General features: G+C 73.3%; 21 protein-coding genes. 9 read left to right on the top strand and 12 right to left on the bottom strand.

Annotation, left to right across the window (positions count from 1 at the left end; translation table 11 throughout):
• Nucleotides 1-64 precede the first annotated feature (64 nt).
• Entirely contained in the window at nt 65-2,005 is a 1,941-nt protein-coding gene (locus DER29_RS29025) for an anthranilate synthase family protein (protein ID WP_121400809.1), read from the top strand.
• Between the two features lie 110 nt (nt 2,006-2,115).
• Here DER29_RS29025 and wrbA read toward each other — a convergent pair whose 3' ends face one another.
• Nucleotides 2,116-2,733 carry an NAD(P)H:quinone oxidoreductase gene (wrbA, locus tag DER29_RS29020; protein ID WP_121400808.1) on the bottom strand — a complete coding sequence of 206 codons (618 nt, stop codon included), beginning with the start codon at nt 2,731-2,733 and terminating at the stop codon, nt 2,116-2,118.
• Between the two features lie 116 nt (nt 2,734-2,849).
• Between wrbA and DER29_RS29015 the strand changes: the two genes are divergently transcribed.
• The gene (locus tag DER29_RS29015) at nt 2,850-3,338 is read left to right on the top strand and encodes a GNAT family N-acetyltransferase (protein WP_121400807.1); all 489 of its coding nucleotides are present in this window, start codon (nt 2,850-2,852) and stop codon (nt 3,336-3,338) included.
• A gap of 213 nt (nt 3,339-3,551) precedes the next feature.
• On the opposite strand, the gene DER29_RS29010 is transcribed toward DER29_RS29015, so the two are convergent.
• The 3 genes from DER29_RS29010 to DER29_RS29000 form a co-directional block, all read right to left on the bottom strand.
• Entirely contained in the window at nt 3,552-3,920 is a 369-nt protein-coding gene (locus tag DER29_RS29010; RefSeq protein WP_121400806.1) for a DUF3037 domain-containing protein, read from the bottom strand.
• On the bottom strand, nt 3,917-4,675 hold the full coding sequence (locus tag DER29_RS29005; RefSeq protein WP_121400805.1) for a HipA family kinase: 759 nt from the start codon (nt 4,673-4,675) through the stop codon (nt 3,917-3,919). The genes DER29_RS29010 and DER29_RS29005 overlap by 4 nt, the downstream gene beginning before the upstream one ends.
• A 68-nt stretch (nt 4,676-4,743) precedes the next feature.
• Nucleotides 4,744-5,139: a DUF4190 domain-containing protein gene (locus tag DER29_RS29000; protein WP_121400804.1), complete on the bottom strand. Its 396-nt coding sequence runs from the start codon at nt 5,137-5,139 to the stop codon at nt 4,744-4,746.
• Nucleotides 5,140-5,268: 129 nt separating this feature from the next.
• Between DER29_RS29000 and DER29_RS28995 the strand changes: the two genes are divergently transcribed.
• Together DER29_RS28995 and DER29_RS28990 are read left to right on the top strand one after the other, a co-directional pair.
• The gene (locus DER29_RS28995; RefSeq protein ID WP_121400803.1) at nt 5,269-6,378 is read left to right on the top strand and encodes a winged helix DNA-binding domain-containing protein; all 1,110 of its coding nucleotides are present in this window, start codon (nt 5,269-5,271) and stop codon (nt 6,376-6,378) included.
• A 171-nt stretch (nt 6,379-6,549) separates the two neighbouring features.
• Nucleotides 6,550-7,284, top strand: coding sequence for a YsnF/AvaK domain-containing protein (locus DER29_RS28990; RefSeq protein WP_121400802.1), 735 nt, complete (start codon nt 6,550-6,552; stop codon nt 7,282-7,284).
• 60 nt (nt 7,285-7,344) lie between these two features.
• Here DER29_RS28990 and DER29_RS28985 read toward each other — a convergent pair whose 3' ends face one another.
• From DER29_RS28985 to DER29_RS28970, 4 genes are read right to left on the bottom strand one after another with little or no spacing between them, the layout of a single operon-like run.
• Nucleotides 7,345-8,550, bottom strand: coding sequence for an ABC transporter ATP-binding protein (locus DER29_RS28985; protein WP_121400940.1), 1,206 nt, complete (start codon nt 8,548-8,550; stop codon nt 7,345-7,347).
• A gap of 9 nt (nt 8,551-8,559) precedes the next feature.
• Nucleotides 8,560-9,393 (bottom strand): carbohydrate ABC transporter permease, encoded by an 834-nt coding sequence (locus DER29_RS28980; protein ID WP_121400801.1) that lies wholly within the window; start codon nt 9,391-9,393, stop codon nt 8,560-8,562.
• Nucleotide 9,394: 1 nt separating this feature from the next.
• A complete protein-coding gene (locus tag DER29_RS28975) occupies nt 9,395-10,393 on the bottom strand; it encodes a carbohydrate ABC transporter permease (RefSeq protein WP_121400800.1) in 999 nt (332 codons plus the stop codon).
• Between the two features lie 46 nt (nt 10,394-10,439).
• Nucleotides 10,440-11,729, bottom strand: coding sequence for an ABC transporter substrate-binding protein (locus tag DER29_RS28970; protein ID WP_121400799.1), 1,290 nt, complete (start codon nt 11,727-11,729; stop codon nt 10,440-10,442).
• 232 nt (nt 11,730-11,961) lie between these two features.
• Between DER29_RS28970 and DER29_RS28965 the strand changes: the two genes are divergently transcribed.
• Nucleotides 11,962-12,540 (top strand): DsbA family protein, encoded by a 579-nt coding sequence (locus DER29_RS28965; RefSeq protein WP_121400798.1) that lies wholly within the window; start codon nt 11,962-11,964, stop codon nt 12,538-12,540.
• Nucleotides 12,541-12,583: 43 nt separating this feature from the next.
• On the opposite strand, the gene DER29_RS28960 is transcribed toward DER29_RS28965, so the two are convergent.
• The gene (locus DER29_RS28960; RefSeq protein ID WP_121400797.1) at nt 12,584-13,060 is read right to left on the bottom strand and encodes a hypothetical protein; all 477 of its coding nucleotides are present in this window, start codon (nt 13,058-13,060) and stop codon (nt 12,584-12,586) included.
• A 219-nt stretch (nt 13,061-13,279) separates the two neighbouring features.
• Here DER29_RS28960 and DER29_RS28955 point away from each other — a divergent pair, with 219 nt between their 5' ends.
• Both DER29_RS28955 and DER29_RS28950 read left to right on the top strand, forming a co-directional pair.
• Nucleotides 13,280-13,711 (top strand): hypothetical protein, encoded by a 432-nt coding sequence (locus DER29_RS28955; protein WP_121400796.1) that lies wholly within the window; start codon nt 13,280-13,282, stop codon nt 13,709-13,711.
• A 49-nt stretch (nt 13,712-13,760) separates the two neighbouring features.
• Nucleotides 13,761-14,036, top strand: a complete 276-nt coding sequence (locus tag DER29_RS28950; protein WP_121400795.1) for a hypothetical protein — start codon at nt 13,761-13,763, stop codon at nt 14,034-14,036.
• A 478-nt stretch (nt 14,037-14,514) separates the two neighbouring features.
• Here DER29_RS28950 and DER29_RS28945 read toward each other — a convergent pair whose 3' ends face one another.
• The 3 genes from DER29_RS28945 to DER29_RS28935 form a co-directional block, all read right to left on the bottom strand.
• Nucleotides 14,515-15,222, bottom strand: a complete 708-nt coding sequence (locus DER29_RS28945; RefSeq protein WP_121400794.1) for an HAD family hydrolase — start codon at nt 15,220-15,222, stop codon at nt 14,515-14,517.
• A 135-nt stretch (nt 15,223-15,357) separates the two neighbouring features.
• The gene (locus DER29_RS28940) at nt 15,358-15,936 is read right to left on the bottom strand and encodes a TetR/AcrR family transcriptional regulator (protein WP_233600202.1); all 579 of its coding nucleotides are present in this window, start codon (nt 15,934-15,936) and stop codon (nt 15,358-15,360) included.
• A gap of 208 nt (nt 15,937-16,144) precedes the next feature.
• Complete coding sequence (locus DER29_RS28935; RefSeq protein ID WP_121400792.1) at nt 16,145-18,853, bottom strand: glucosidase; 2,709 nt, start codon at nt 18,851-18,853, stop codon at nt 16,145-16,147.
• 42 nt (nt 18,854-18,895) lie between these two features.
• On the opposite strand from DER29_RS28935, the gene DER29_RS28930 reads away from it, so the two are divergent.
• Nucleotides 18,896-20,839 carry an amylo-alpha-1,6-glucosidase gene (locus DER29_RS28930; RefSeq protein WP_121400791.1) on the top strand — a complete coding sequence of 648 codons (1,944 nt, stop codon included), beginning with the start codon at nt 18,896-18,898 and terminating at the stop codon, nt 20,837-20,839.
• 139 nt (nt 20,840-20,978) lie between these two features.
• Complete coding sequence (locus tag DER29_RS28925; RefSeq protein ID WP_121400790.1) at nt 20,979-22,310, top strand: glycosyltransferase family 4 protein; 1,332 nt, start codon at nt 20,979-20,981, stop codon at nt 22,308-22,310.
• Nucleotides 22,311-22,346 lie beyond the last annotated feature (36 nt).

Genomic DNA, 22,346 nt, shown 5'->3' with positions numbered 1-22,346 from the left:
GCCGCCGGTCTCTCCCCGGCCCTCCCGGTCGCCCCATCGGGCGCCGCCCGGCCCGAGGAGACCCATGACCGACCTGACCGAGCTGCTCGCCACCGCCGTCGGCGGCGGCGACCCCGGCCCGTTCGCGCTCGTCCGCCGCGAGGGCGCCGCGCACCTGGAGCTGTTCACCGGCGCGGTACGCACGGCGGACCGGCTCGCCGACGTCCCCCTGCCCGACGGGACGCCCGGCCCCCGGACGCTGGCGCTGGTGCCCTACCGGCAGATCACCGAGCGGGGCTTCGCCTGCGTCGACGACGGCGTCCCGCTGGAGTTCCTCGAGATCGCCCGGCACGAGCGGATCGGGCTGGCCGAGGCGCTCGCCGCGCTGCCCGACGTGCCCGTACGCACCGCCGACGCCGGCTTCGACGTCACCGACGACGAGTACGCCGCCACCGTCGGCCGGGTGCTCGCCGAGGAGATCGGGCGCGGCGAGGGCGCCAACTTCGTCATCCACCGCTGCCTGCGCGCCACCGTGCAGGGCCCGCCGCTGGTCGCCGCGCTGGCCGCGTTGCGCCGGCTGCTGCGGGGCGAGCGCGGGGCGTACTGGACCTTCCTGGTGCACACCGGCACCCGGATCCTGGTCGGGGCCAGCCCGGAACGGCACGTCAGCGTCGACGACGGCCTGGTCATGATGAACCCGATCAGCGGCACCTTCCGGCACACCGGCGCGGGCGCCGACCGGGCCGCGCTGCTGCGCTTCCTCGCCGACCCCAAGGAGGTCGAGGAGCTGTACATGGTGCTCGACGAGGAGCTGAAGATGATGGCCACGGTCGCCGAGCACGGCGGCCAGGTGGTCGGGCCCCACCTCAAGGAGATGTCCCACCTGGCCCACACGGAGTACCTGCTCGCCGGCCGGGGCACGAAGGACGTACGCGAGGTGCTGCGGGAGACCATGTTCGCGCCCACCGTCACGGGCAGCCCGATGGAGAACGCCTGCCGGGTCATCGCCCGGCACGAGCGCACCGGGCGGCGCTACTACGCCGGGGTGCTGGCGCTGCTCGGCCGCGACGACGCCGGCCGGCAGACCCTGGACGCGCCGATCCTGATCCGGACCGCCGAGATCTCCCCCGCCGGCGAGCTGCGGGTGCCGGTCGGGGCCACCCTGGTGCGACACTCGACGGCCGAGGGCGAGGTGGCCGAGACGCACGCCAAGGCGGCCGGCGTGCTCGCCGCGCTGGGCCTCGGCCCGCAGGCGCCCGCAGGCGGCCCGGAGCCCGCCGTACGCCTCGCCGACGACCCGGAGGTACGGGCCGCGCTGGCCGCGCGCAACGCGCCGCTGGCCCGGTTCTGGCTGGACCAGCGTTCGCCGGGCGCCGGTGGCCTGCCCGGGCTGGCCGGCCGGCGGGCGCTGATCGTCGACGGCGAGGACACCTTCACCGGCATGCTGGCCCACCAGCTGGGCGCACTCGGCCTGGCCGTGGCGCTGCGGCCGTGGCACGCCGCCGGCCCGATGGACGGCCACGACCTGGTGGTGGTCGGCCCCGGCCCGGGCGACCCGGGCAGCGCCACCGAGCCGAAGATGCGCACGATGCGCGGGCTGCTCGCCGGGCTGCTCGCCGAGGGCCGCCCGACCCTGGCCGTCTGCCTGGGCCACCAGTTGCTCGCCGGCCTGCTCGGGCTGGCGCCGCACCGGCGGGACGCGCCCTACCAGGGGCTCCAGCGGGAGGTGGACGTCTTCGGCACGCGCCGCCGGGTCGGCTTCTACTCCACCTTCACCGCGCGTGCCGAGGCCGACCGGCTGACCACCCCGTACGGCCCGGTGGAGCTGGCCCGGGACCCGGCGGACGGCGCGGTGCACGCGCTGCGCGGGCGGGGGTTCGCGGGGGTGCAGTTCCATCCGGAGTCGGTGCTCAGCCCCGACGGCGTGGCCGTTCTCGCCGACCTGCTGCGCGGGCTGCTGCCGGCGCCGGCGGGACATCCGTCGACGGCGGCCGGGAGGTTGTCGGGTGCGACCGAGCGCGCATAGCCGGCCCGATCGGGGGTAGGGGGTGCTGCGACCGGCGGCCCGGACGGGTCAAGAGCCCCCGCCCGAGCCGCCGGTCGCGCCGGCTCAGCCGACCGACCGGCAACGCCGGCTCAGCCGGCCAGGCCCGCCTTGAGCGCCGCGCCGATCTGTACCGCGCGCCTTGCGGTCAACGCGCAGGCGCCGAGCGCGATGTCGTCCGGCGCCGTCTCGCCGTTGTTGCTGGTGTGCGAGGCGCCGTAGGGGTTGCCGGCGACGAACTGGCTCGGGTCGGTGTAGCCGGGAGTCACCACCACCCCGCCCCAGTGGTAGAAGACGTTGAACATCGACAGCAGGGTGGCCTCCTGCCCGCCGTGCGAGGTGGCCGTCGAGCAGAACGCGGAATAGACCTTGTTCGCCAGCGCGCCCTGCGACCACAGCGGCCCGGTGGTGTCCATGAACTGCTTGAGCTGGGCGGCCATCACGCCGTACCGGGTCGGGGTCCCGAAGATCACCACGTCGGCCCACGACAGGTCGTCCAGCTGCACCTCGGGGACGTCCTGGGTCTCCATGTGGTGCGCGTGCCAACCCGAGTTGGAACGGATCGCCTCGTCGGGCGCCAGCTCGCGCACCTTGCGCAGCCGCACCTCGGCACCCGCCTCGCCGGCGGCTTCGCACGCCGCCTGCGCCATCTGGTACGTGATGCCGGTGGCGCTGTAGTAGATCACCGCGACCTTGGTCTGGGCAGCCATCGGGTGTTCCCTCCTCATGTCGGGTCAGCTCCGGCGACTACCCGATGTTTGCGCCGTCAAACGGTCATCCGGGGATCGCGGGCCCCGGCCCGCTCGCCGCGGGCGATGCTGGGGACATGGAGATCAGAGCCGCGACGACCGACGACTGGCCGCTGATCTGGCCCTTCCTGCGGGAGATCGTGGCGGCCGGCGAGACGTACACCTGGCCCCGGGACGTCGACGAGGAGCGGGCCCGGGCGATGTGGCTGGTGCCGCCGCCGGGCCGCACGGTCGTCGCGGTCGACCCGGACGGCACGGTGCTCGGCTCGGCCAAGCTGGCGCCCAACCAGCTCGGACCGGGCGACCACGTCGCCAACGCCAGCTTCATGGTCGCCCCGGCCGCCGGTGGGCGCGGGGTGGGGCGGGCCCTCGGCGAGCACGTGCTGGCGCTCGCCCGCGCCGAGGGTTACCGGGCCATGCAGTTCAACGCCGTCGTGGCGACCAACACCCGCGCGGTGGCGCTCTGGCGGTCCCTCGGCTTCGAGGTGGTCGGGCGGGTGCCGGAGGCGTTCCGGCACCCCGGCCGGGGCTTCGTGGACCTGCTCGTCATGCACCGCCGACTGTGACGTCCCGCTGCCCCGACGGTGACGGTCCCGCCGCCGGCGGTAGCTCAAGATGTCCGCAAGTTTCGATGTGTTCCGGTGCCGGCCGACCGCCGGCCCGGGGATGCTGGTCCCACGGCGCGGGCGGACCGGCAACCGCCCGGCACCGGACACCCTGAACGGGGGATCGCGCTGCGCCGGCAGCGTCGCCGGCGAAGCGCGATCAGGAAAGCCGGGTCAGCGCACCAGCGCGTCCATCAGCCGCTCCAGCTCGGCCGGCGGATCGGCGGTCAGCCCGGTGTGCACCGGCCCGGTCTGGATCATCGTGCTGCGCGGGGCGGCCAGCCAGCGGAACCGCTCCCCCAGTCGCATCGCGCCCGACGGGCCGTCGCCGGCGCAGGTCCGGTCCCAGGAATCCAGCACGGCCGCCACCGCGGCCAGGTCGACCTGCGGGGCCAGCGCCCGCACCCGGCCGGCGTCCAGATGGGTACGCACACCGAGGAAGTCCCGCCGCTGGCAGTAGAGCAGCACGCCGACGTTGACCTGCTCGCCGCGTTCCACCCGGGGCACCAGCCGCACGACGGCGTACTCGAAGGGTTCCCTCACGCCGCGCTCCTCTGCGGCAGCCAGTCGTCCCTGCGCGCGACCCGGCGGGCCAGATGGTCCACGTACGTCGCGCGGGCCGCGTCGGCGGAGTCGAAGTCGGCGCCGGCCAGCCAGCCGTCGGGCACCAGCGCCAGCACCTCGCCCAGCAGGTCCCGGGTCACCCGCGGGGCCAACTCGGCATCCGCCTCGGCCACCCGGGTCGCGTAGGACGACAGCACGTGGTCGTCGGCCCGGTACGGCCGGTGCACCGCCGCCTCTGCGCGTGGCCAGTTGTGGTGGAAGTACAGGCAGGCGCCGTGGTCGATCAGCCAGAGTTCGCGGTGCCAGACGAGCAGGTTCGGGTTGCGCCAGCTGCGGTCGACGTTCTCCACGTACGCGTCGAACCAGAGCACCCGCGAGGCGAGCGCCGGCTCGACGGGGTGCGCGACCGGGTCGTAGCCCAGCGCCCCGGGCAGGAAGTCCATGCCCAGGTTGGCGCCGCCACTGTTGCGCAGCAGCTCCTGCACCTCCTGGTCGGGCTCCGCGCGCCCGATCACCGGGTCGATGTCGAGCACCACCAGCGGCGGCACCGCCAGGCCCAGCCGACGGGCCAGCTCGCCGCAGACCACCTCGGCGACCAGCGCCTTGGGCCCCTGCCCGGCGCCCCGGAACTTCGCCACGTACGTGCCGAGGTCGTCGGCCTCCACCACGCCGGGCAGCGAGCCGCCCTCGCGCAGCGGGGTGACGTACCGGATTCCGCAGACCTCTCGGAGCACGGGACCACCCTAGTCGGGCGCACATGCCCGCACCGCGCGCCCCGGCCTGCCGCGGCAGGGGCCGCCGGTCAGTTGTCGAGGCGGTCGCGCAGGTCGTCGACCTCCTGCTGGATCCGGTCCACGCCGCCCTCGTTGTTGAGGAAGGTGGTGACCCCGGCGGCGAAGGCCAGCCCGATCAGCACCGCCAGGGCGCTGAGCACCAGGCCGCCGATCGCCACGCCCCGTCCGGTCACCCCGGGTCGGCCGGCCATCTTGAGCCCGACGATGCCCAGGATCACGCCGATGATGCCGAGCAGCAGGCCGATCCAGGACAGGATCACGGTCAGCACGCTGATCAGCGCGGCCACCCCGAAGACCAGGGCGAAGGCGGCGGCGGCGCTGGTCTTGGCCGATGTGCCGGCCCGGCCCTCGCCGGGATGTAGCGGTACGGCGCCACGCCGGGACGGCTCACTGGACGCAGTCATGTCGCTCCCTCCACGCGCACCGATGCACGTATCTCGGCCGGGCGCTTTCCCACTGTGGCCGCCTCTATGCGCGTCAACAGGTCGGTGGGCGGCCCTAGGCTGGCGCCGACCTTTCGTGAAGGGAGCGCGATGACGGTGGACCTCGGCGGACGCGAGGCGCTCGCGCTACGCATGACCGGCCTGCTGCTGCGCCCGCACCCCACGGTGCGCCCCGCCGGGGTGGCGGGCGTGGTGGAGTGGTTCGGGGCCATGCAGGCGCAGGACCTGGCCAGCGGCATGTGGTCGCTCGGGGTGCGGCTGCCCGCGCTCGGCCACGCCGACGTGCACGCCGCGCTGGAGCGCCGGGAGGCGCTGCGCACCTGGCCGATGCGGGGCACCGTGCACCTCGTGCCGCCCCGCGACGCCCGCTGGATGCTGGAGCTGACCGGCGTACGCTCGCTGGCCGGCGCCGCCACCCGCCGCGCGCAGCTCGGGCTGACCGAGACCGACGCGGACCGCGCGCTCGACGTGCTCGGCGCCGCGCTGGCCGGCGGCGGCCGACTCACCCGGGCCCGGTGTCTGGCCGCGCTCGAGGCGGCCGGCATCGACACGGGCGAGCAGCGCGGCTACCACCTGCTCTGGTACGCCAGCGTCCGCGGCGTCACGTGCCTCGCGCCCAACGTCGGCACCGAGCAGACCTTCGCCCTGCTCGACGAGTGGGCGCCCGACGCGCGCCGGCCGGAGCGGGACGAGGCCCTCGCGATCCTCGCCCGCCGTTACGTGCGTGGGCACGGGCCGGTCACCGCCCGGGAGTTCGCCGGCTGGACGGGGCTGACGCTCACCGACGCGCGCCGGGGCTTTGCGGCGGCCGGCGACGCCCTCACGACGGTGCGGATCGACGGGCAGGAGGCGCTCGTCGACGCGGCCCTGCTCGACGCGCCCCGCGCGCCGGTCGACGACCTGCTGGTGCTGCCCGGCTTCGACGAGTACCTGCTGGGCTTCAAGGACCGCTCGCTGATGCTGGATCCCGCCCACGCCGACGCGATCGTGCCGGGGCGCAACGGCGTCTTCCAGGCCACGGTCGTGCGCGACGGGCGGGTCGTCGGCACCTGGAAGCGCACGGTCGGCAGGACCCGGGTGACGGTCACGGTGTTTCCGCTGGTGCCCCTCGACGAGCCGACCCGGGCCCGCGTGGCGGGCGCGCTGGGCCGTTACGCCGACTTCCTGGGCCTGCCGCTCCGGATCGACTGGCCCGGCTGACCGGCGGGCGCCGGCGCGCCCCTCCCACGGGCCCCACCGGGCGCGCTGGCCCCAGTCGTCACGCCGCGCTCGCCGGCCTTTCGGCGCTGCTCCTATCCGTCCGGTCGTCGACGAATCCCGGCCGGCCGGCCGGGTAACCGGGCCGTGAACCGAGAGGGAGGTATGACGACCATGAGGCTCAACGAACAGCAGGCCAACTCGCTGTACGGGCAGGACGTCAAGGACCGCTCGGGGTCGAAGATCGGGAGCGTGGGCCAGATCTGGGCCGACGCCGCCGGTGAACCGACCTGGGTCAGTGTGAAGACCGGCCTGATGGGCCACAAGGAGTCGATGGCTCCGCTGGAGAAGGCCCGAATCACCGACGGCGGGCTCGCGGTCGACTACGACAAGTCCACCGTGAAGGACGCCCCGGCCGTGGACGCCGGCACCGACCAGCCGCTGAACACGGATCAGATCGAGCAGCTCTACGCCCACTACCGCCTGACGCCGCAGGCCCCGCCGAAGGCTGACCGCGGACGGGCGCCGGCAGCGGGCGAGGACCTAGTCCGGTCCGAGGAGCGGCTGCGGGTCGGCACGGAGAGCCAGCCCGCCGGCGCCGCGCGGCTGCGCAAGTACGTGGTCACCGAGGACGTGCACACCACCGTGCCCGTTGAGCACGACGAGGTGCGCGTGGAGCGGGAGCCCATCGCCGCCCGCGACGCGCGTGGCATGCGCGCCGACATCGGCGAGGCCGAGCAGGAGATGACCCTGCGGGCCGAGCGGCCGGTGGTCGGCAAGGAGACGGTGCCCGTCGAGCGGGTCCACCTGGCCAAGGAGGAGGTCGTCGAGGAGCAGCCCATCGACGACCAGATCCGCCGGGAGCGGGTGGACGCGGACATCCCGGAGCGCAGCCGGCGACGCCGCTGACCGCTGGCACGACAGCGGGCGGGTGGGTCGGTTCGACCCACCCGCCCGTCGCGGCGTACGTCAGTCGGCGAGCGCGCCGGCCGCCCGTCCCTCGTGCAGGGTCAGGTTGCGCCCGTTGGACGGGTCGAACAGGTGGATCTTCTCCAGGTTGAACCAGACGCGCCGGGTCTGCCCCTCCTCGACCGGGGACTCGGCCGACAGCCGGGTCACCAGGCTGGTCCCCCCGCCGCTGAAGTCGGCGCCCGCGTCGGCCGCCAGCTCCTCCAGTTCGGCGGCGCTGGCCCGCTCCCCCTCGACGCTGAAGTAGACGTACTTGTCGGAGCCCATGGACTCGACGATGTCGACCGGCGCCTCGAACTCCGCGCCCCGGCGGCGGGTGTCGTCGTCGACCAGCGCGGCGTCCTCGAAGTGCTCCGGCCGGATGCCGAGGATCAGCTCGCGTGGGGCGTCCGCACTCTCCAGCTCGCGCCGGATCCGCTCGCCGATCGGCACGTCGCCCAGCGCCGTACGCAGCTTGCCGTCCTCGACGGCGGCGTGCAGGAAGTTCATCGACGGCGAGCCGATGAAGCCGGCGACGAAGAGGTTGCGCGGGTGGTCGTACAGCTCCTGCGGCGGGCCGACCTGCTGCACCGCGCCGCCGCGCATGATCACCACGCGGTCGCCGAGGGTCATCGCCTCGGTCTGGTCGTGGGTCACGTAGACGGTGGTGGTGCCCAGCTTCTTCTGCAGGCGCGACACGACGGTGCGCATCTGCACCCGCAGCTTGGCGTCCAGGTTGGACAGCGGCTCGTCCATCAGGAACGCCTTGGGCTGCCGGACGATCGCGCGGCCCATCGCGACCCGCTGACGCTGGCCGCCCGAGAGGTTGGCCGGCTTGCGGTCCAGCAGGGCGGACAGCTCCAGGACCTTCGCCGCCTCCTCGACCTTCCGGTTGATCGTCTCCTTGTCCAGCTTCGCCAGCCGCAGCGGGAACGCCATGTTCTCCCGGACGGTCATGTTCGGGTAGAGGGCGTAGGACTGGAACACCATCGCGATGTCCCGGTCCCGGGGGGCCTTGTCGTTGACCCGCTGGCCGCCGATGCGCAGTTCGCCGGAGCTGATGTCCTCCAGGCCCGCGATCATGTTGAGGGTGGTGGACTTCCCGCAGCCGGACGGGCCGACCAGGATGACGAACTCGCCGTCGGCGATCTCCAGGTCGACGTCGGCCACCGCGACGGTCCCGTCCGGGAACTTCTTGCTCACCTTGTCGAGCACGATGTCAGCCATGAGTACCACCTATCCCTTGACTGCGCCGGAGGTCAGGCCGGAGACGATGCGGCGCTGGAAGAAGAGGACGAACAGGATGATCGGAACGGTGATCACCACGGCGGCGGCGCAGATCGCCCCGGTGGGGTCCTCGAACTGCGACTCGCCGGTGAAGAACGACAGCGCCACCGGCACCGTGCGCGCCCGCTCGGTGGAGGTCAGCGTGATGGCGAAGAGGAAGTCGTTCCAGCAGAAGATGAAGACCAGGATCGCCGTGGTGAACAGCCCCGGCGCGGCGAGCGGGGCGATGACCCGCCGGAACGCCTGGGCCTGCGTCGCGCCGTCCATCTTCGCCGCCTTCTCCAGGTCCCACGGGATCTGCTTGAAGAACGCCGACAGCGTGTAGATCGCCAGCGGCAGCGCGAAGGTGATGTACGGCAGGATCAGGCCCGGCCAGGTGTCGAAGAGGCCGAGCTGCCGCTCGATCTCGAACAGCGGCGACACCAGGGACACCTGCGGGAACATCGCGATAAGCAGGGAGACCCCGACCAGCAGCCGCTTGCCGGGGAAGTCCAGCCGGGAGATCGCGTACGCGGCCATGGCGCCGAGCACCACGGCGATCACGGTGGCGATCAGCGCGATGCCGATCGAGTTGACCAGGGCCCGGACGAACTGGTCGGTCTGGAAGATCGTCCGGTAGTTGTCCAGCGTCCACTCCTGCGGGATGAACTTCCCGTCGGTCAGGGTCGCCGGCGTCTTGAACGACAGCGACATGATCCAGAGCACCGGCACCAGCGCGAAGACGACCACGATGGCGTCCAGCAGGCCCCAGCGCAGCTTGGCCCGGGTGGTGGTGTCAGCCATCTCAACGCCTCTCCCCGTCGTCGCTGCCGGGGGCAGCGGTACCGAACAGCTTCACGAAGACGAAGGCGATGATCGCCACGGTGAGGAAGATCAGCACCGACATCGTCGACCCGATGCCGAGGTTCAGGCCCCGGATCAGGTTGTTGTAGGCGAGCATCGACACCGACGAGGTCTCGTTGCCGCCCGCGGTCAGCACGAAGATGTTGTCGAACACCCGGAACGCGTCCAGGGTGCGGAACAGCAGCGCGACCAGGATCGCCGGCTTCATCACCGGCAGCATCACCTTCGTGAACCGCTGCCAGGAGGTGGCGCCGTCGGTGGAGGCGGCCTTGAGCAGGTCCTCCGGCACCAGGGCGAGGCCGGCCATGAGCAGCAGCGCCATGAACGGCGTGGTCTTCCAGATCTCGGCCAGCATGATGATCGCCAGCGAGCTGGCCCGTTCCGTCAGCGGTGCGCCGTCGCTGAACAGGTTGGCCAGGTAGCCGGTGCCGGGCGTCCACGCGTACCGCCAGGAGAAGGCCGCCACGACCGTGACGATGCCGTACGGGATCAGCGCCGCGGTCCGCACGATGCCCCGGCCGACCAGCGTGCGGTGCATGATCAGCGCCAGTCCCATGCCGAGCACCAGCTCGACGGCGACGGTGACCACCGTGATCAGCGCGGTGACCCCGAACGCCGTCCACCAGAACTCGTTGGTCAGCACGGTCGCGTAGTTCTCCAGCCCGACGAACTCGCGCTCGGCGGGGAAGCGCAGGTCGTAGCGCTGCAGCGACAGCCAGACCGAGTAGATGATCGGGTACGCGGTCACCAGCACCATGACCAGCGCGGCGGGCGCGCAGAGCAGCCAGCCCAGCCGGCGCTCGGCCTTCTTGTTCTCGCTCAGCGGGGCTTTGCGGCCCCGACCGGCGCGCTGGACCGGCACCCTGGCGTCCCGGCCGGGCCGGGCGGCCGTCTCGTCGGCGGCCACGTCGGCGCCCGCCGGCGTGGCGTTGACGCTCATGCCGCCACCTCCGGGCGGTCGGCGTCGAGTCGCCGGATGCGCTCGATCACGGCAGGACCCCCTTCGATTCGAGGGCGTCAGCGATGGCGTCGCGCAGCTCGTCGGCGGTCTGCTCGGGCCGGATCGCCGACGGCGGCGACAGGATCGCCGACATGACGGTGGAGATGCTCTGGTACGCCGGGGTCAGCGGCCGGACCGCCGGCTCCTTGAGTTCTTCGAGGATGGTGTCCCGCATCGGGTACGCCTCGGCCATCTCCGGGTCGTCGTAGACCTTCTCGATGGTCGGCGGCACGCCGTCGTTGACGGCGGAGAACTTCTGGTTCTTCTCGTTGCGGATGCAGCGGGCCGCCTCGAAGGACTCCTCGGGGTGCTTCGAGTAGGCGCTGACCGCCATGTTGATCCCGCCGATGGTGACCTTGCTCGGCGTGTTCTCGTCGACGCCCGGGATCCGGGCCCAGCCGACCTGCTTGGCCAGCTCCGGGTTGGCCTCCTGCATGGCCGGGTAGACGAACGGCCAGTTGACCTGGAACGCGCCGTCGCCGGACTGGAACTCCAGCCGGACCGGGTCCTCGGTGGCGTTGCTGAACGACGGTGACGTCACGCCCGACGTGGCGAAGCGCTGGAGCTGCTCCAGCGCCCGGACGGTGCCCTCGTCCATCACGGCCTGCTTGCCGTCGTCGCTGAGGATCTTGCCGCCGGCGCTCTCGGCGAGGGTGTTGTAGAGGACGACGAGGCCCTCGTACTGGGCGCCCATGGTGAGTACCTGGTACGGCTTGCCCTGCTGCTTCAGCTCCTGGGCGGTGGAGATCATCTGGTCCCACGTCTTCGGCGGCTGCGGCACCAGGTCCTTGCGGTACCAGAGCAGCTGGACGTTTGTGTTCTTCGGCGCGCCGTAGAGCTTGTCCTCGTAGCGGGCGGTCTCCAGCGGGCCGGCGAGGGTGCCCTGCTCGACCTCCGCGCGGTCCTGCCCGGTCCACTCCCTGATCCAGTCGGCGCTGGCGAACTCCTGGGTCCAGGTGACGTCGAGGCCGAGGACGTCCATCCCGCTGTCCTGCGCGGCCAGCCGGCGGACCATCTGCACCCGCTGGTCGTCGGCCTGCCGGGGCAGCACCCGGTAGACGATCTTGTAGCGCCCCTGGGCCTGCGCGTTGCAGTCGTCGACGACCTTCTGCAGGTTCTGCTCCGGCGGGTAGTACAGGTTGATCGTGGGCGTACCGCCGTCCCCGCCGGAACCGCAGGCGGCCGCCATCGGCGCCACCAGCGTCAACGCCGCGGCGGCAGCCACCGCGCGCACGCGTGGCCGCCGTCGGCGTCGGGCCTTGTCAGGGTCGCTCATCACCCCTCCCCTCGTGTCGGCCAAAGGCCGGGGTGAGGCTCCGCGCCCCGGCGCACGGCGAGCCGTTCGGGGCGTCTGACCAGCGGTTCCGTCGTCCCGGACGTTTCGTGGCCCCAACACTGCCCGACCTGCGAAGTTGCGAAACCTGACGCTGACGGGACGGCGCCGACACCACGGGGTGTGGCGCGGATCACGCCGTGCGGACCGGCCCGGCCGCCCGTAGGCTCGGCCGATGGACGCCACCTTCTTCCTCGACCCCGCCTGCCCGTGGACCTGGCGCACCTCCCGCTGGCTCGTCGCGGTCGCCGACGCCCGGGGCCTGCACATCGAGTGGCGGGCGTTCAGCCTGGCCATCCTGAACTCGGGGCGGGTGCCGCCGGAGTACGCCGACGCGATGACCGCCTCCAGCCGCGCGCTGCGGTTGGTGGAGGCGCTGCGCGCCGAGGGCCGCCACGACGACGCCGCCCGGTTCTACGCCGAGATCGGCGCCCGCAGCCACGACGCGGGCAACCCGCTGTCGGCGAAGATCGTGGACGCGGCCGTCGAGGCGGCGGGCCTGCAAGCCGCCGCGCCGGCGCTCGACGACGACCGCTGGGACGAGGCGGTACGCGAGTCGCACGCCCTGGCGTACGCCTCGGCCGGCCCGGACATCGGCGCGCCGGTGCTCATGGTTCCGGGCGCCGAGCGGGGCGTCCACGGCCCGATCCTGACCGAGGTCCCCGGCACCGACGACGCCCTGACGATCTGGGACTCGCTGCTACCCCTGATCCGGATGCCCGCCTTCCACGAGGTCAAGCGCGCCCGCCACTGACCCTTCGCCGGCAACGTCGTGGTCATCCCCGGTCGGGGGCGCCTCACCCGCGCGAGACGGGGTGACCGGCTGCCCCCGGCCCGGGCGCGATCCGGCGCCGGTTGGTCGCCGCGCGCACCAGCAGGACCACCCAGCCGATCGGGGCGAGCACGCCGGCCACCGCGAGCCCGGAGAAGATCAGCCAGGTGTCGCCGCCCCGGGCGGCGAAGACGCCCCTGCGGGCGCCGGTGTCGCGCGCCGCCACGGTGGCGCCAGGGGTCAACCTGTCAGGCCCGTCGTAGACGATGACGTCGTGACGCGGCGTCCCGCCCCCGTCCGGAACGAAGTCGCCGTGCCAGACGCAGTTGCGGCTGCACTCCTCGTGCAGTGCGGTGAAGGTGCCCGCCGTGCCGCCACCGGACTTCGCCCGCCAGGCCGCAGCGACGTCGGGCACGCCGAGGCCCAGCCCGAGGAGGGCGAGGAGGGGAAGCCCCAGCCAGAGCAGGAACCTCATCCCCCAGCCGCCCACCCCGTCCGCCACGGCCCCACCGTAACAAGATCGCGCCCCACCTGGACGATCATGAGGTTGGCGGTGCGTCTCGTCCGTTTCGTTCCGGCCAACCTCATGATCGACAACGTGGTGGGGCGGGCAGTCGCCCAGGGGTGGGCCGGTGCGCCCCGATCGGTGGGTTCTCGTGGGAATCACCCTTCGCCGGTGGGCCTCTTTGGGCAGGATCGGTCCCAACGAGGAGGTGCCGTCGTGCGGGACACCCGCGCTCTCGCCCTGACGTTCGAGGTGAGCGGCCTGCCACCGGTCAAGACCGAGGCGCTGTCCGTCTTCGCCGCCGGGCACCGGCAGGCGACGAGGGTCCGCGCCCTGCTCGAGGCGGCCTGCGCCGCGGCCCAGCGCACCGGCTGGACCCCGCTGTCCGGGCCGATCGAGGTGGACCTCGTGCTGCGCTGCCCGCCGGGGCACCGCACCTCCGACGCCAGCACCCTGCTCGGCGGGGTGTGCGCGGTGCTCCAGGACAAGAAGCGGGTGGCCAGCATCGGCCTGGCGCACCTCGGCGTCCTGGTGGACGTCGCCCTCTACGACGACGACCGGCAGATCCGGCGACTGTCGTACGCGGAGAAGCCGGCGGAGGACTTCTCGTACCAGGTTCGGGTCGCCGCCGTACCGAACGTGGTTTGACCGACGGCCGCGGTGGGGTACCGCGGACGCCGACGAAGGGAGCGCGCCGATGTCCGAGCCACATGTCACGCTGGACCCTCGCGGGCTCGATCCCGTGCAGCAGAAGCTGCAGGGCCCGCTGGAGGACCAGCTGACCTCGGCGCTGCAGGCCGCCACGGAGCGGATCAGCGCCAGCTACGCCGGCGAGCCGGTGGAGCAGGTCTGCCAGCGGTTGCTGGACGAGACGCGGTCAGGGCTGCACCCCGACATCGCCGCCGGCTTCAACCCGGACATGGACGAGTTCTGCCGGGTGGCGGTGGCGATCGTGCGCGGCGAGGTCTCCTGAGGCGTCGCCGCCACGGTTCGTCGTCCCGGGGTTCGTCGTTCCGCGGGGTTCGTCGTCCGTGCCGGGCGACGGCCGGAGCCGCCGCTCGCGGGGTGTCAGGACCGGGGCCGCAACTCCCCGGTCCTGTCCCCAGCCGTCCGGCGTGGTAGCGGACGCACCGGATGAGCGCGTGGGCGTGGCACGCCGCCCACGCCGGGCTCAACGCGGCGAGCCTGCCGCCTGCACTCAGCTCCATGGTGCCCACCTGCCGGACTTCGGCACGCTCCCGACTCACCCCGAAGAGCCGTGAGCGCCGAATCAGGCTAGGCGTGCCGCCGGGGCACGGACAAGGACGAACCGGGGCCGAACCAGCGTGATTGATGCCAAGGCGAAAATGCGGCATGTCGACGTAACGCGGCCCCCGGGCAAACGCTGTTTCCCGTCGAGGCGACAAGTGCGTCCGGTGCGTCGCCGCCGCTCCCGGCGGCCCGGGTGCGGCTCAGAAGTGGTGCAGCAGTTCGGGGAACGCGGACAGCCGCAGCACGCCCGGGTCGGCCGGGTCCAGCTCGTCGTGCTCCAGCACCCAGGTGTTGTCGTTGGGGATGAACACGGCGTTCAGCCCGGCGACGCGGGCGGGCCGGATGTCGGACTTCGGGGAGTTGCCGATCATCCAGGTGACGGCGGGGTCGACGCCGTGCTCCCGGACCAACCACCGGTAGGTGTCGACGTCCTTCTCCCGCACGATGTGCGCGGCCCGGAAGTGGTGCAGCAGCCCGGAGGCGTCGAGCTTGCGCTGCTGCTCCTCGCGTTCGCCCTTGGTCAGCAGCAGCAGCTCGTGCCGGGCGGCCAGGGCGTCCAGCGCCTCGGCCACCCCCGGCATCAGCTCGACCCGGTGCGCGACCAGGGCCGCCGCCAGCTCCTCGATCTCGCGCCGCTCCGCCTCGGTCGCGGGCCGCTGCCGCAACCGCTCCAGGCACTCCCCCAGGCTGCGCAGGAACACCTTGCTGCCGTAGCCGTGCGCGACAGCGTTGGCCCGCTCGATGTCGTCCAGGATGGCCCGGGTCTCGGCCCGGTCGAGGGTCGGATGGTCCAGCCACTCCAGGAAATCGTCGATCACCCGCTCGAACAGGACGTTGTTCTCCCAGAGCGTGTCGTCAGCGTCGAAGACGAGCACCTGCCCGTCACGCCGGCGCGGCGTGTCTCCCATGCCTCCCCCTCCCCGCGATGCGGCTCCGAGCCAGGCTGGCGGGGGCGCACCCATCTGATCTTGGACAGTTCCCGTGCGGTGCGCACCGTAGCTGTCCAAGATTCCGAGCGGCAAGCGGGTTGTGGGGCCGCGCGGTCACGGGCCGGCGAGCAACCTCGCCATGATCATTTCCTCGCGCTGTTCCTGCTTGTCCGGGCGCAGCCGCCCGCCCCGGGTGAGCATGACCGTGCCGTGCAGCAGCGCCCAGCCGAGTTCGGCGAGGGTGTCGGGGTCGCGGCCGGCAGCCAATGGCGTCAGGGCCGAGCGCAGCTCGGCGAAGGCCGCCCGAGGCGCCCCGGGCCCCGGGTCGCGGCCCAGGGTGAGGTCCGAGGTGTGGGCGAGCATCGCGTCGTAGACCTCGGGACTGGCGTACGCGAAGTCCAGGTAGGCCGTCACCACGGCCGGCCACTCCCCGCGTCCGCCCCCGGTGGCGGTGTCCCGGGCGGCGGCGAGCGCGGCGGCCAGATCAGCGAAGCCGAGCACCGCCACGGCGGACATCAACGCGGCCGGGTCCGGGAACCGACGGTAGACGACCTCGATGTCGATCCCGATCCGCTCGGCCAGCCGGCGGTGGGTCACCGCCGGCCACCCCTCGGCCTCGGCCAACTGGCGAGCGGCCAGGACCACGCGCTCACGCTCGGCCGGCGCGGCGTCTGTTCCCTCTGCTGGCGACACGCCGCCGATGCTAGCGACCGTCACCATCCGTGAGGGACTCGCGACGGATTGACGACTCTGCGCCCGGCTGGCCGCATGGATCGGGCCGGCCGAGCCGCGCCAGGACGAGCCGGGCGGCGGCGGGACGGGACGAGCCGGGCGGCGGCGGGACGGGCGCGGCGGGACACGATGAGGGCAGCGGGACAGGACGAGGGCGCGGGACGGGCCGTCAGCGGCGCAGGGTGAGGATCAGGTCGGCGACCAGGGCCGTCCAGCCGGTCTGGTGCCAGGCGCCCAGCCCGGCGCCGTTGTCGCCGTGGAAGTACTCGGGGAAGCAGATCAGGTCCCGCCAGTCCGGGTGGGTCTGGAAGAGCTGGGCGGCCCCGTAGATCGGCCGCCGACCCCAGCCGTCACGGGTGAACAGCGAGATCAGCCGCGCGGAGAGGTCGTCGGCGATCTCGTCGAGGGTCCGCTTCACCCCGGACCGCGTCGGATACTCCACCTGGAGGTCGTCGCCGAAGAAGGCGGCGTAGTCGCGCAGCGCGCTGATCAGCAGGAAGTTGGTCGGCATCCAGATCGGGCCGCGCCAGTTCGAGTTGCCCCCGAACAGGCCGCTGGTCGACTCGGCCGGTTCGTAGCCGACGCTGAACTCCTGGCCGCCGAGGGTCACCGAGAACGGCTTGTCGAGGTGCGCCCGCGACAGCGTGCGCAGGCCGTACTCGGAGAGGAACTCGTCGGTGTCGAGCATCCGGGCGAGCAGCCGGACGATCTGCTCCGGGCCGACCATGGACAGCAGCCGGTGCTGGCGGCCGTCGGGGCCGAGCCGCCGGGCGCCGATGACGTCGGCGTACTCGGGGCGGTTGGCGAGGAACCAGCGCAACCGGGCGTGCAGCTCGGGCAGCCGGTGCAGGGTGTGGGCGGTGAGCCGGGTCGTCGCGGCCAGGGGCAGCAGGCCGACGACCGAGCGGACCCTCAGGGGCACCTTCGAGCCGTCGGCGAGGCGCAGCACGTCGTAGAAGAACTCGTCCTCGGCGTCCCACAGGCCCTGCTCGTACGCGGCGGCGGCGATGTAGGCGAAGTGCTCGAAGAACTTGGTGGCGGTGTCGACCCACGTGCGGTCGTGCTCGGCCAGCACGACGGCGATGTCCAGCAGGTTCAGCGCGTACATGGCCATCCAGGCCGTGCCGTCGGACTGCTCCAGCACGCCGGCCACCGGCAGCGCCGCCGAGCGGTCGAACGGGCCGACGTTGTCCAGCCCGAGGAAGCCGCCCTCGAAGACGTTGTTGCCGACGGTGTCCTTGCGGTTGACCCACCAGGTGAAGTTGAGCAGCAGCTTGTGCATCACCCGGGCCAGGAAGTCGTGGTCCCGGCTGCCGTCGATCTCGAAGACCTTCAGCGCCGCCCACGCGTGCACCGGCGGGTTCACGTCGCCGAACGCCCACTCGTACGCGGGGATCTGGCCGTTGGGGTGCAGGTACCACTCGCGGAGCAGGAGCAGCAGTTGCTCCTTGGCGAAGCCGGGGTCGGCCCGGGCGATGCTGACGCAGTGGAAGGCCAGGTCCCAGGCCGCGTACCAGGGATACTCCCACGGGTCCGGCATGGAGATCACGTCGAAGCTCGTCATGTGCCACCAGGCGCTGTTGCGCCCGTGCCGGCGGCCCGAGGGCGGGGGCGGGGAGCCGGGATCGCCCTCCAGCCAGCGCTTGACGTCGAAGTGGTAGAACTGCTTGCCCCACATCAGCCCGGCGATCGCCTGCCGGGCGATCAGGGCCTCGTCCGGTGTCGCGGCGGCCGGGATGACCCCGGCGAAGAACCGGTTCGCCTCGGCCCGCCGGGCCCACACCACCGCGTCGAAGCCGTCGCCGAGGTCGGCCGGCGGCGGCGGGGTGCCGCCGGGCGGCGGGGCGGTGCGGGTCAGCCGCAGCCGGATGCGCCGCTGCGCCCCGGCCGGCACGTCCAGCACGTAGTGCAGCGCGCCCTTGGTGCCCTCCCGGGCCGGGTTGACCGTCGGGGCGCCGTCGACCACGTGGTCGTTGATGCCGTCCTTCGGGTACGGGGAGCGGCCGGGCAGCCCCCAGAGCCGCTCGGCGTTGGTGTCGTTGTCGCAGAGCAGCGGCGTGGGCTCGCCGTCGCCCTCGAGCAGCAGCTGACCGAGCACCCGGTGCTCGCCGACGAGTCGCGACCCCTCGCCGACCAGCCGGGGCACCCGGTCACCGCCGGGCAGCCCCCACGCCCAGGTGTTGCGGAACCAGAGGGTGGGCAGCACGTGCAGGGTGGCCGCCCGGTCGCCCCGGTTGGCGACGGTGACGACGACGCACAGGTCCGTCGGCGTGGCCTTGGCGTAGTCGACCGTCACCGCCCAGTACCGGTCGTCGTCGAAGATGCCGGTGTCGACCAGCTCGTACTCGGTGTCGTCCCGGCCGCGCAGCGCGTTGACCGCGACCAGCTCGTCGTACGGGAAGGCGGCCTGCGGGTAGTGGTAGCGCCAGCGCATCCACGAGTGGGTGGGGGTGGAGTCCTCGTACCACCAGTACTCCTTGGCGTCCTCGCCGTGGTTGCCGCCGTCGCCGCCGAGGCCGAACATCCGCTCCTTGAGGATCGGGTCCCTGCCGTTCCACAGGGCGAGGGCGAAGCAGAACGTCTGCCGGTCGTCGCAGACGCCCGCCATGCCGTCCTCGCTCCACCGGTAGGCTCTGGACCGCGCGTGGTCGTGCGGGAAGTAGTCCCAGGCCGTACCGTGCTCGCTGTAGTCCTCCCGTACCGTCCCCCACGCCCGCTCGGACAGATAGGGACCCCATGCGCGCCAGTCCTGCTCCCCGGCGTCGGCCTGAGCCAGCCGGAGCCGTTCGGGGTCGGGCGCGGAGTCGTCGGGGGTCGGCACGTCGGTGATCACTCGCACATCTTCGACGCCGACGGGGGACTTCACCACAGGAGCCATTCTCGTCGTGGCGTGTTGCACCCCGCCGCCGGTGGAGGAAAGTTGATCGACATTCGCTTCGGCCCGCAGGTCTGCGGCGACCTGACCGGCGGCGCCGCCCGGGAGTGGCTGGTCACCGACGGTCTCGGCGGCTACGCCACCGGCACGGTGAGCGGGCTGCGCACCCGCCGGTACCACGGACTGCTCGTGGTGGCCGGCGAGACGCCGGCGTCCCGCCGCGTGGGACTGGTCGGCCTGGACCCGGCCGTGCTGTTCCCCTCCGGCGCCCGCGTGCGCCTGGGCGCGCACGAGTGGGCCTCCGGCGACGTCGACCCGCGCGGCTTCGAGCTGCTGGAGCGGTTCGACCTGACCGACGGCCTGCCCCGGTGGCGCTGGCGCATCGGCGACGTGGTGATCGAGCGGGAGCTGGCGATGACGCACGGCCGCTCCTGCGTCGCCGTCGTGCACCGGCTGGTCTCCGGCGGGCCGGTGCGCCTCGACCTGGCGGCGGTCTGCACCTGGCGGGACGCGCACGGCGAGCGCCGCGCGGACGGCCCGGACCCCCGGGTGGAGCCGGTGCCGGGCGGGGCCGTGGTCGAGGGCGCGTTCCGGCTCGCCGGGCCGGACTGGACCCCGCAGGGCCAGTGGTGGCTCGGCGCGCACCACCGGGAGGAGGCGGCGCGGGGCCTGAACCCCGACGAGGACCTCTGGTACGCGGGCCGGTTCTCGGGCGGGCTGGAACGCCCGGGCGACACGGTGTCGGTGCTCGCCTGGGCCGGCGAGCTGGCCGAGGAGCCGCCACCGGCGACCGAGGTCGTCGCGGCGGCCCGGGCCCGCAACCGGCGGGTGGTGGCCGCGGCGAAGCCGGCCGACCCGGTCGAGGCGACGCTCACGCTGGCCGCCGACGCGTTCGTGGTCCGCACCTCCACCGGTCCGGACGTGGTGGCCGGCTATCCGTGGTTCGGCGCCTGGTCGCGGGACACGATGATCTCCTACGAGGGGCTGTTCCTCTGCATGAACCGGGCCGACGAGGGCCGGGAGCTGCTGCGGGCGTACGCGGCGACGCTGTCGGAGGGGATGCTCGCCAACACCGCCGACACCGGGCGGGTGGAGTACAACACCGTCGACGCGACGCTGTGGTTCCTGCACGCGGTCAGCCGGCACGTCACCGTCACCGGCGACACCGACCTCGGCGACGAGTTGCTGCCCGCGCTGCACGGGGTGGTCGCCGCGCACCTGGCCGGCACCCGGTTCGGCATCGCCGTCGACCCGGCCGACGGGCTGCTCACCCAGGGCGGCACCCCGGGCACGGCGCTGACCTGGATGGACGCCCGGGTGTACGGGGTGCCGGTCACCCCGCGTACGGGCAAGCCGGTCGAGGTCAACGCGCTCTGGGTCAACGGGCTGGCCGGCCTGGCCGAGCTGACCGAGCTGGCGGGGCGGGACGCGGGCGAGCTGTGGCGGCTGCACGAGCGGGCCGGCGCCGCGTTCCGGGAGCGGTTCCCGGCCCCGACGGGCTGGCTGCACGACGTGGTGGACGCGCCCGCGCCGGCGTACCCGCTGGGTGGCGCCGCGCACCACGACGACGACCTGCTCCGCCCCAACCAGCTGCTGGCCTGGTCGCTGCCATACGCCCCGCTGGAGCCCGACGAGCCCACCGTGCGCCGGGTCGCCGGCGGGCTGCTCACCCCGCTGGGCCCGCGCAGCCTCTCCCCCGACGCGCCCGAGTTCGTCGGTCGGCACCGGGGCGGTCCGGCCGAGCGGGACGGCGCCTACCACCAGGGCACCGTCTGGCCCTGGCTGCTCGGCCCGTACGCCGACGCCGCCCGGCGGGCCAAGATGCCGGTCGATGACCTTTTCGTCGGCATCGAGGCCCATCTGACCGAATATGGCCTAGGATCGGTGAGTGAGACGGCCGACGGCCTCGCGCCGCACGCCGCCACCGGGTGCCCGTTCCAGGCGTGGTCGGTCGCCGAGCTGCTGCGCGCCCGCAGGAACGGCCGGTAGCGCTTTACACGACCGCAACGGCGGCGTCTCCGCCGGTTAGTCAGCCACCAGCAGGATGGGTCCCGATCCAGTCGCGACCGTCACGGGCACCGCTCCGGTGCCGTCGGCGCGCACCCGGGGACAACTCAAAGGGGGCCGCATGTCACCTGACGCCGACGTGATCGACATCCATCCCGCCCGGCCGCAGCGGGTGCTGATGCTCTCCTGGGAGTACCCGCCGGTCCTGGTCGGCGGCCTCGGCCGGCACGTGCACGCCCTCTCGGTCGCCCTCGCCGCCGCCGGGCACGAGGTCACCGTCGTCACCCGACACACCGACGGCGCACCCCTGGAGGAGTACGCCGACGGCGTCCGCATCGTCCGCGCCGCCGAGGACCCCGTCACCTTCCCCCTGGCCACCTCCTCCCTGCTGGCCTGGACCATGGCGTTCAACCACACCCTCACCCGCGCCGCGCTGCGCGCCACCGAGGCCGGCACCTACGACGTCATCCACGCCCACGACTGGCTCGTCGCCCACACCGCGACGACCCTGCGCGAGCACCTCGACCTGCCCCTGGTGACCACCATCCACGCCACCGAGGCCGGCCGGCACCAGGGCTGGCTGCCCGAGGAGATGAACCGCACCATCCACGGCGTCGAACACTGGCTGAGCAACGCCTCCGCCCGGGTGATCGCCTGCTCGGGCTACATGCGCGACCAGGTCACCACACTCTTCGACGTGCCGGCCGGGCAGATCGACGTGGTGCCCAACGGCGTCGACGACCGGGCCTGGCGCGCCCGGCCGGGGGCGGTCACCGCCGCCCGGGCCCGGTTCGCCGGCGACGGCCCGCTCGTCGGGTACGCCGGACGGCTGGTCTACGAGAAGGGCGTGCAGCACCTGGTGCACGCCGTGCCGTACCTGCGCGACCGGTACCCCGGGCTGCGGGTGGTGATCGCGGGCGACGGTCCCTACCGCGCCGAGTTGGAGGAGCAGACCCGCCGCCTCGGGCTCGGGCAGACCGTACGCTTCGCGGGCTTTCTCGACTCGACCCGGCTTCCGGCGCTGCTCGGCGCCACCGACACGACCGTGGTGCCCAGCCTCTACGAGCCGTTCGGGATGGTGGCCCTGGAGGCCGCGGCGGCCGGCGCGCCTCTGGCCGTGGCCCGCACCGGCGGCCTCGCCGAGATCGTCGAGCCGGGCGTGACCGGGGTGACCTTCCCACACAGCGACCCAGGCGCCCTCGGCGAGGCGGTCGACCAGCTCCTCGGCGACGAGGTCTTCGCCAGGCGGGTGGCCCGGCGGGCGCGCACCATGGTCGGCCAGCGGTACGGCTGGGCGACCATCGCCGCCCGGACCGCCGGCACCTACGCGACGGCGTGCCGCGAGCACGGCCCGACGCAGGCCCGGCGCGCCGCCGCCCGGCTCGGCGGAGCCCGTCAGAAGATCACCATCCCGGAGGGGAACCTGCTCGCCGTCGGCGGCGCCGCCCGCTGAGCGGTCCGCGCCGCGTCCGCAGTCCGGTGGCCGACA

Origin of the sequence: Micromonospora sp. M71_S20 (assembly GCF_003664255.1) — a bacterium.
GTDB lineage: Bacteria > Actinomycetota > Actinomycetes > Mycobacteriales > Micromonosporaceae > Micromonospora.
This window is presented reverse-complemented; position numbering and strand designations above follow the sequence as displayed.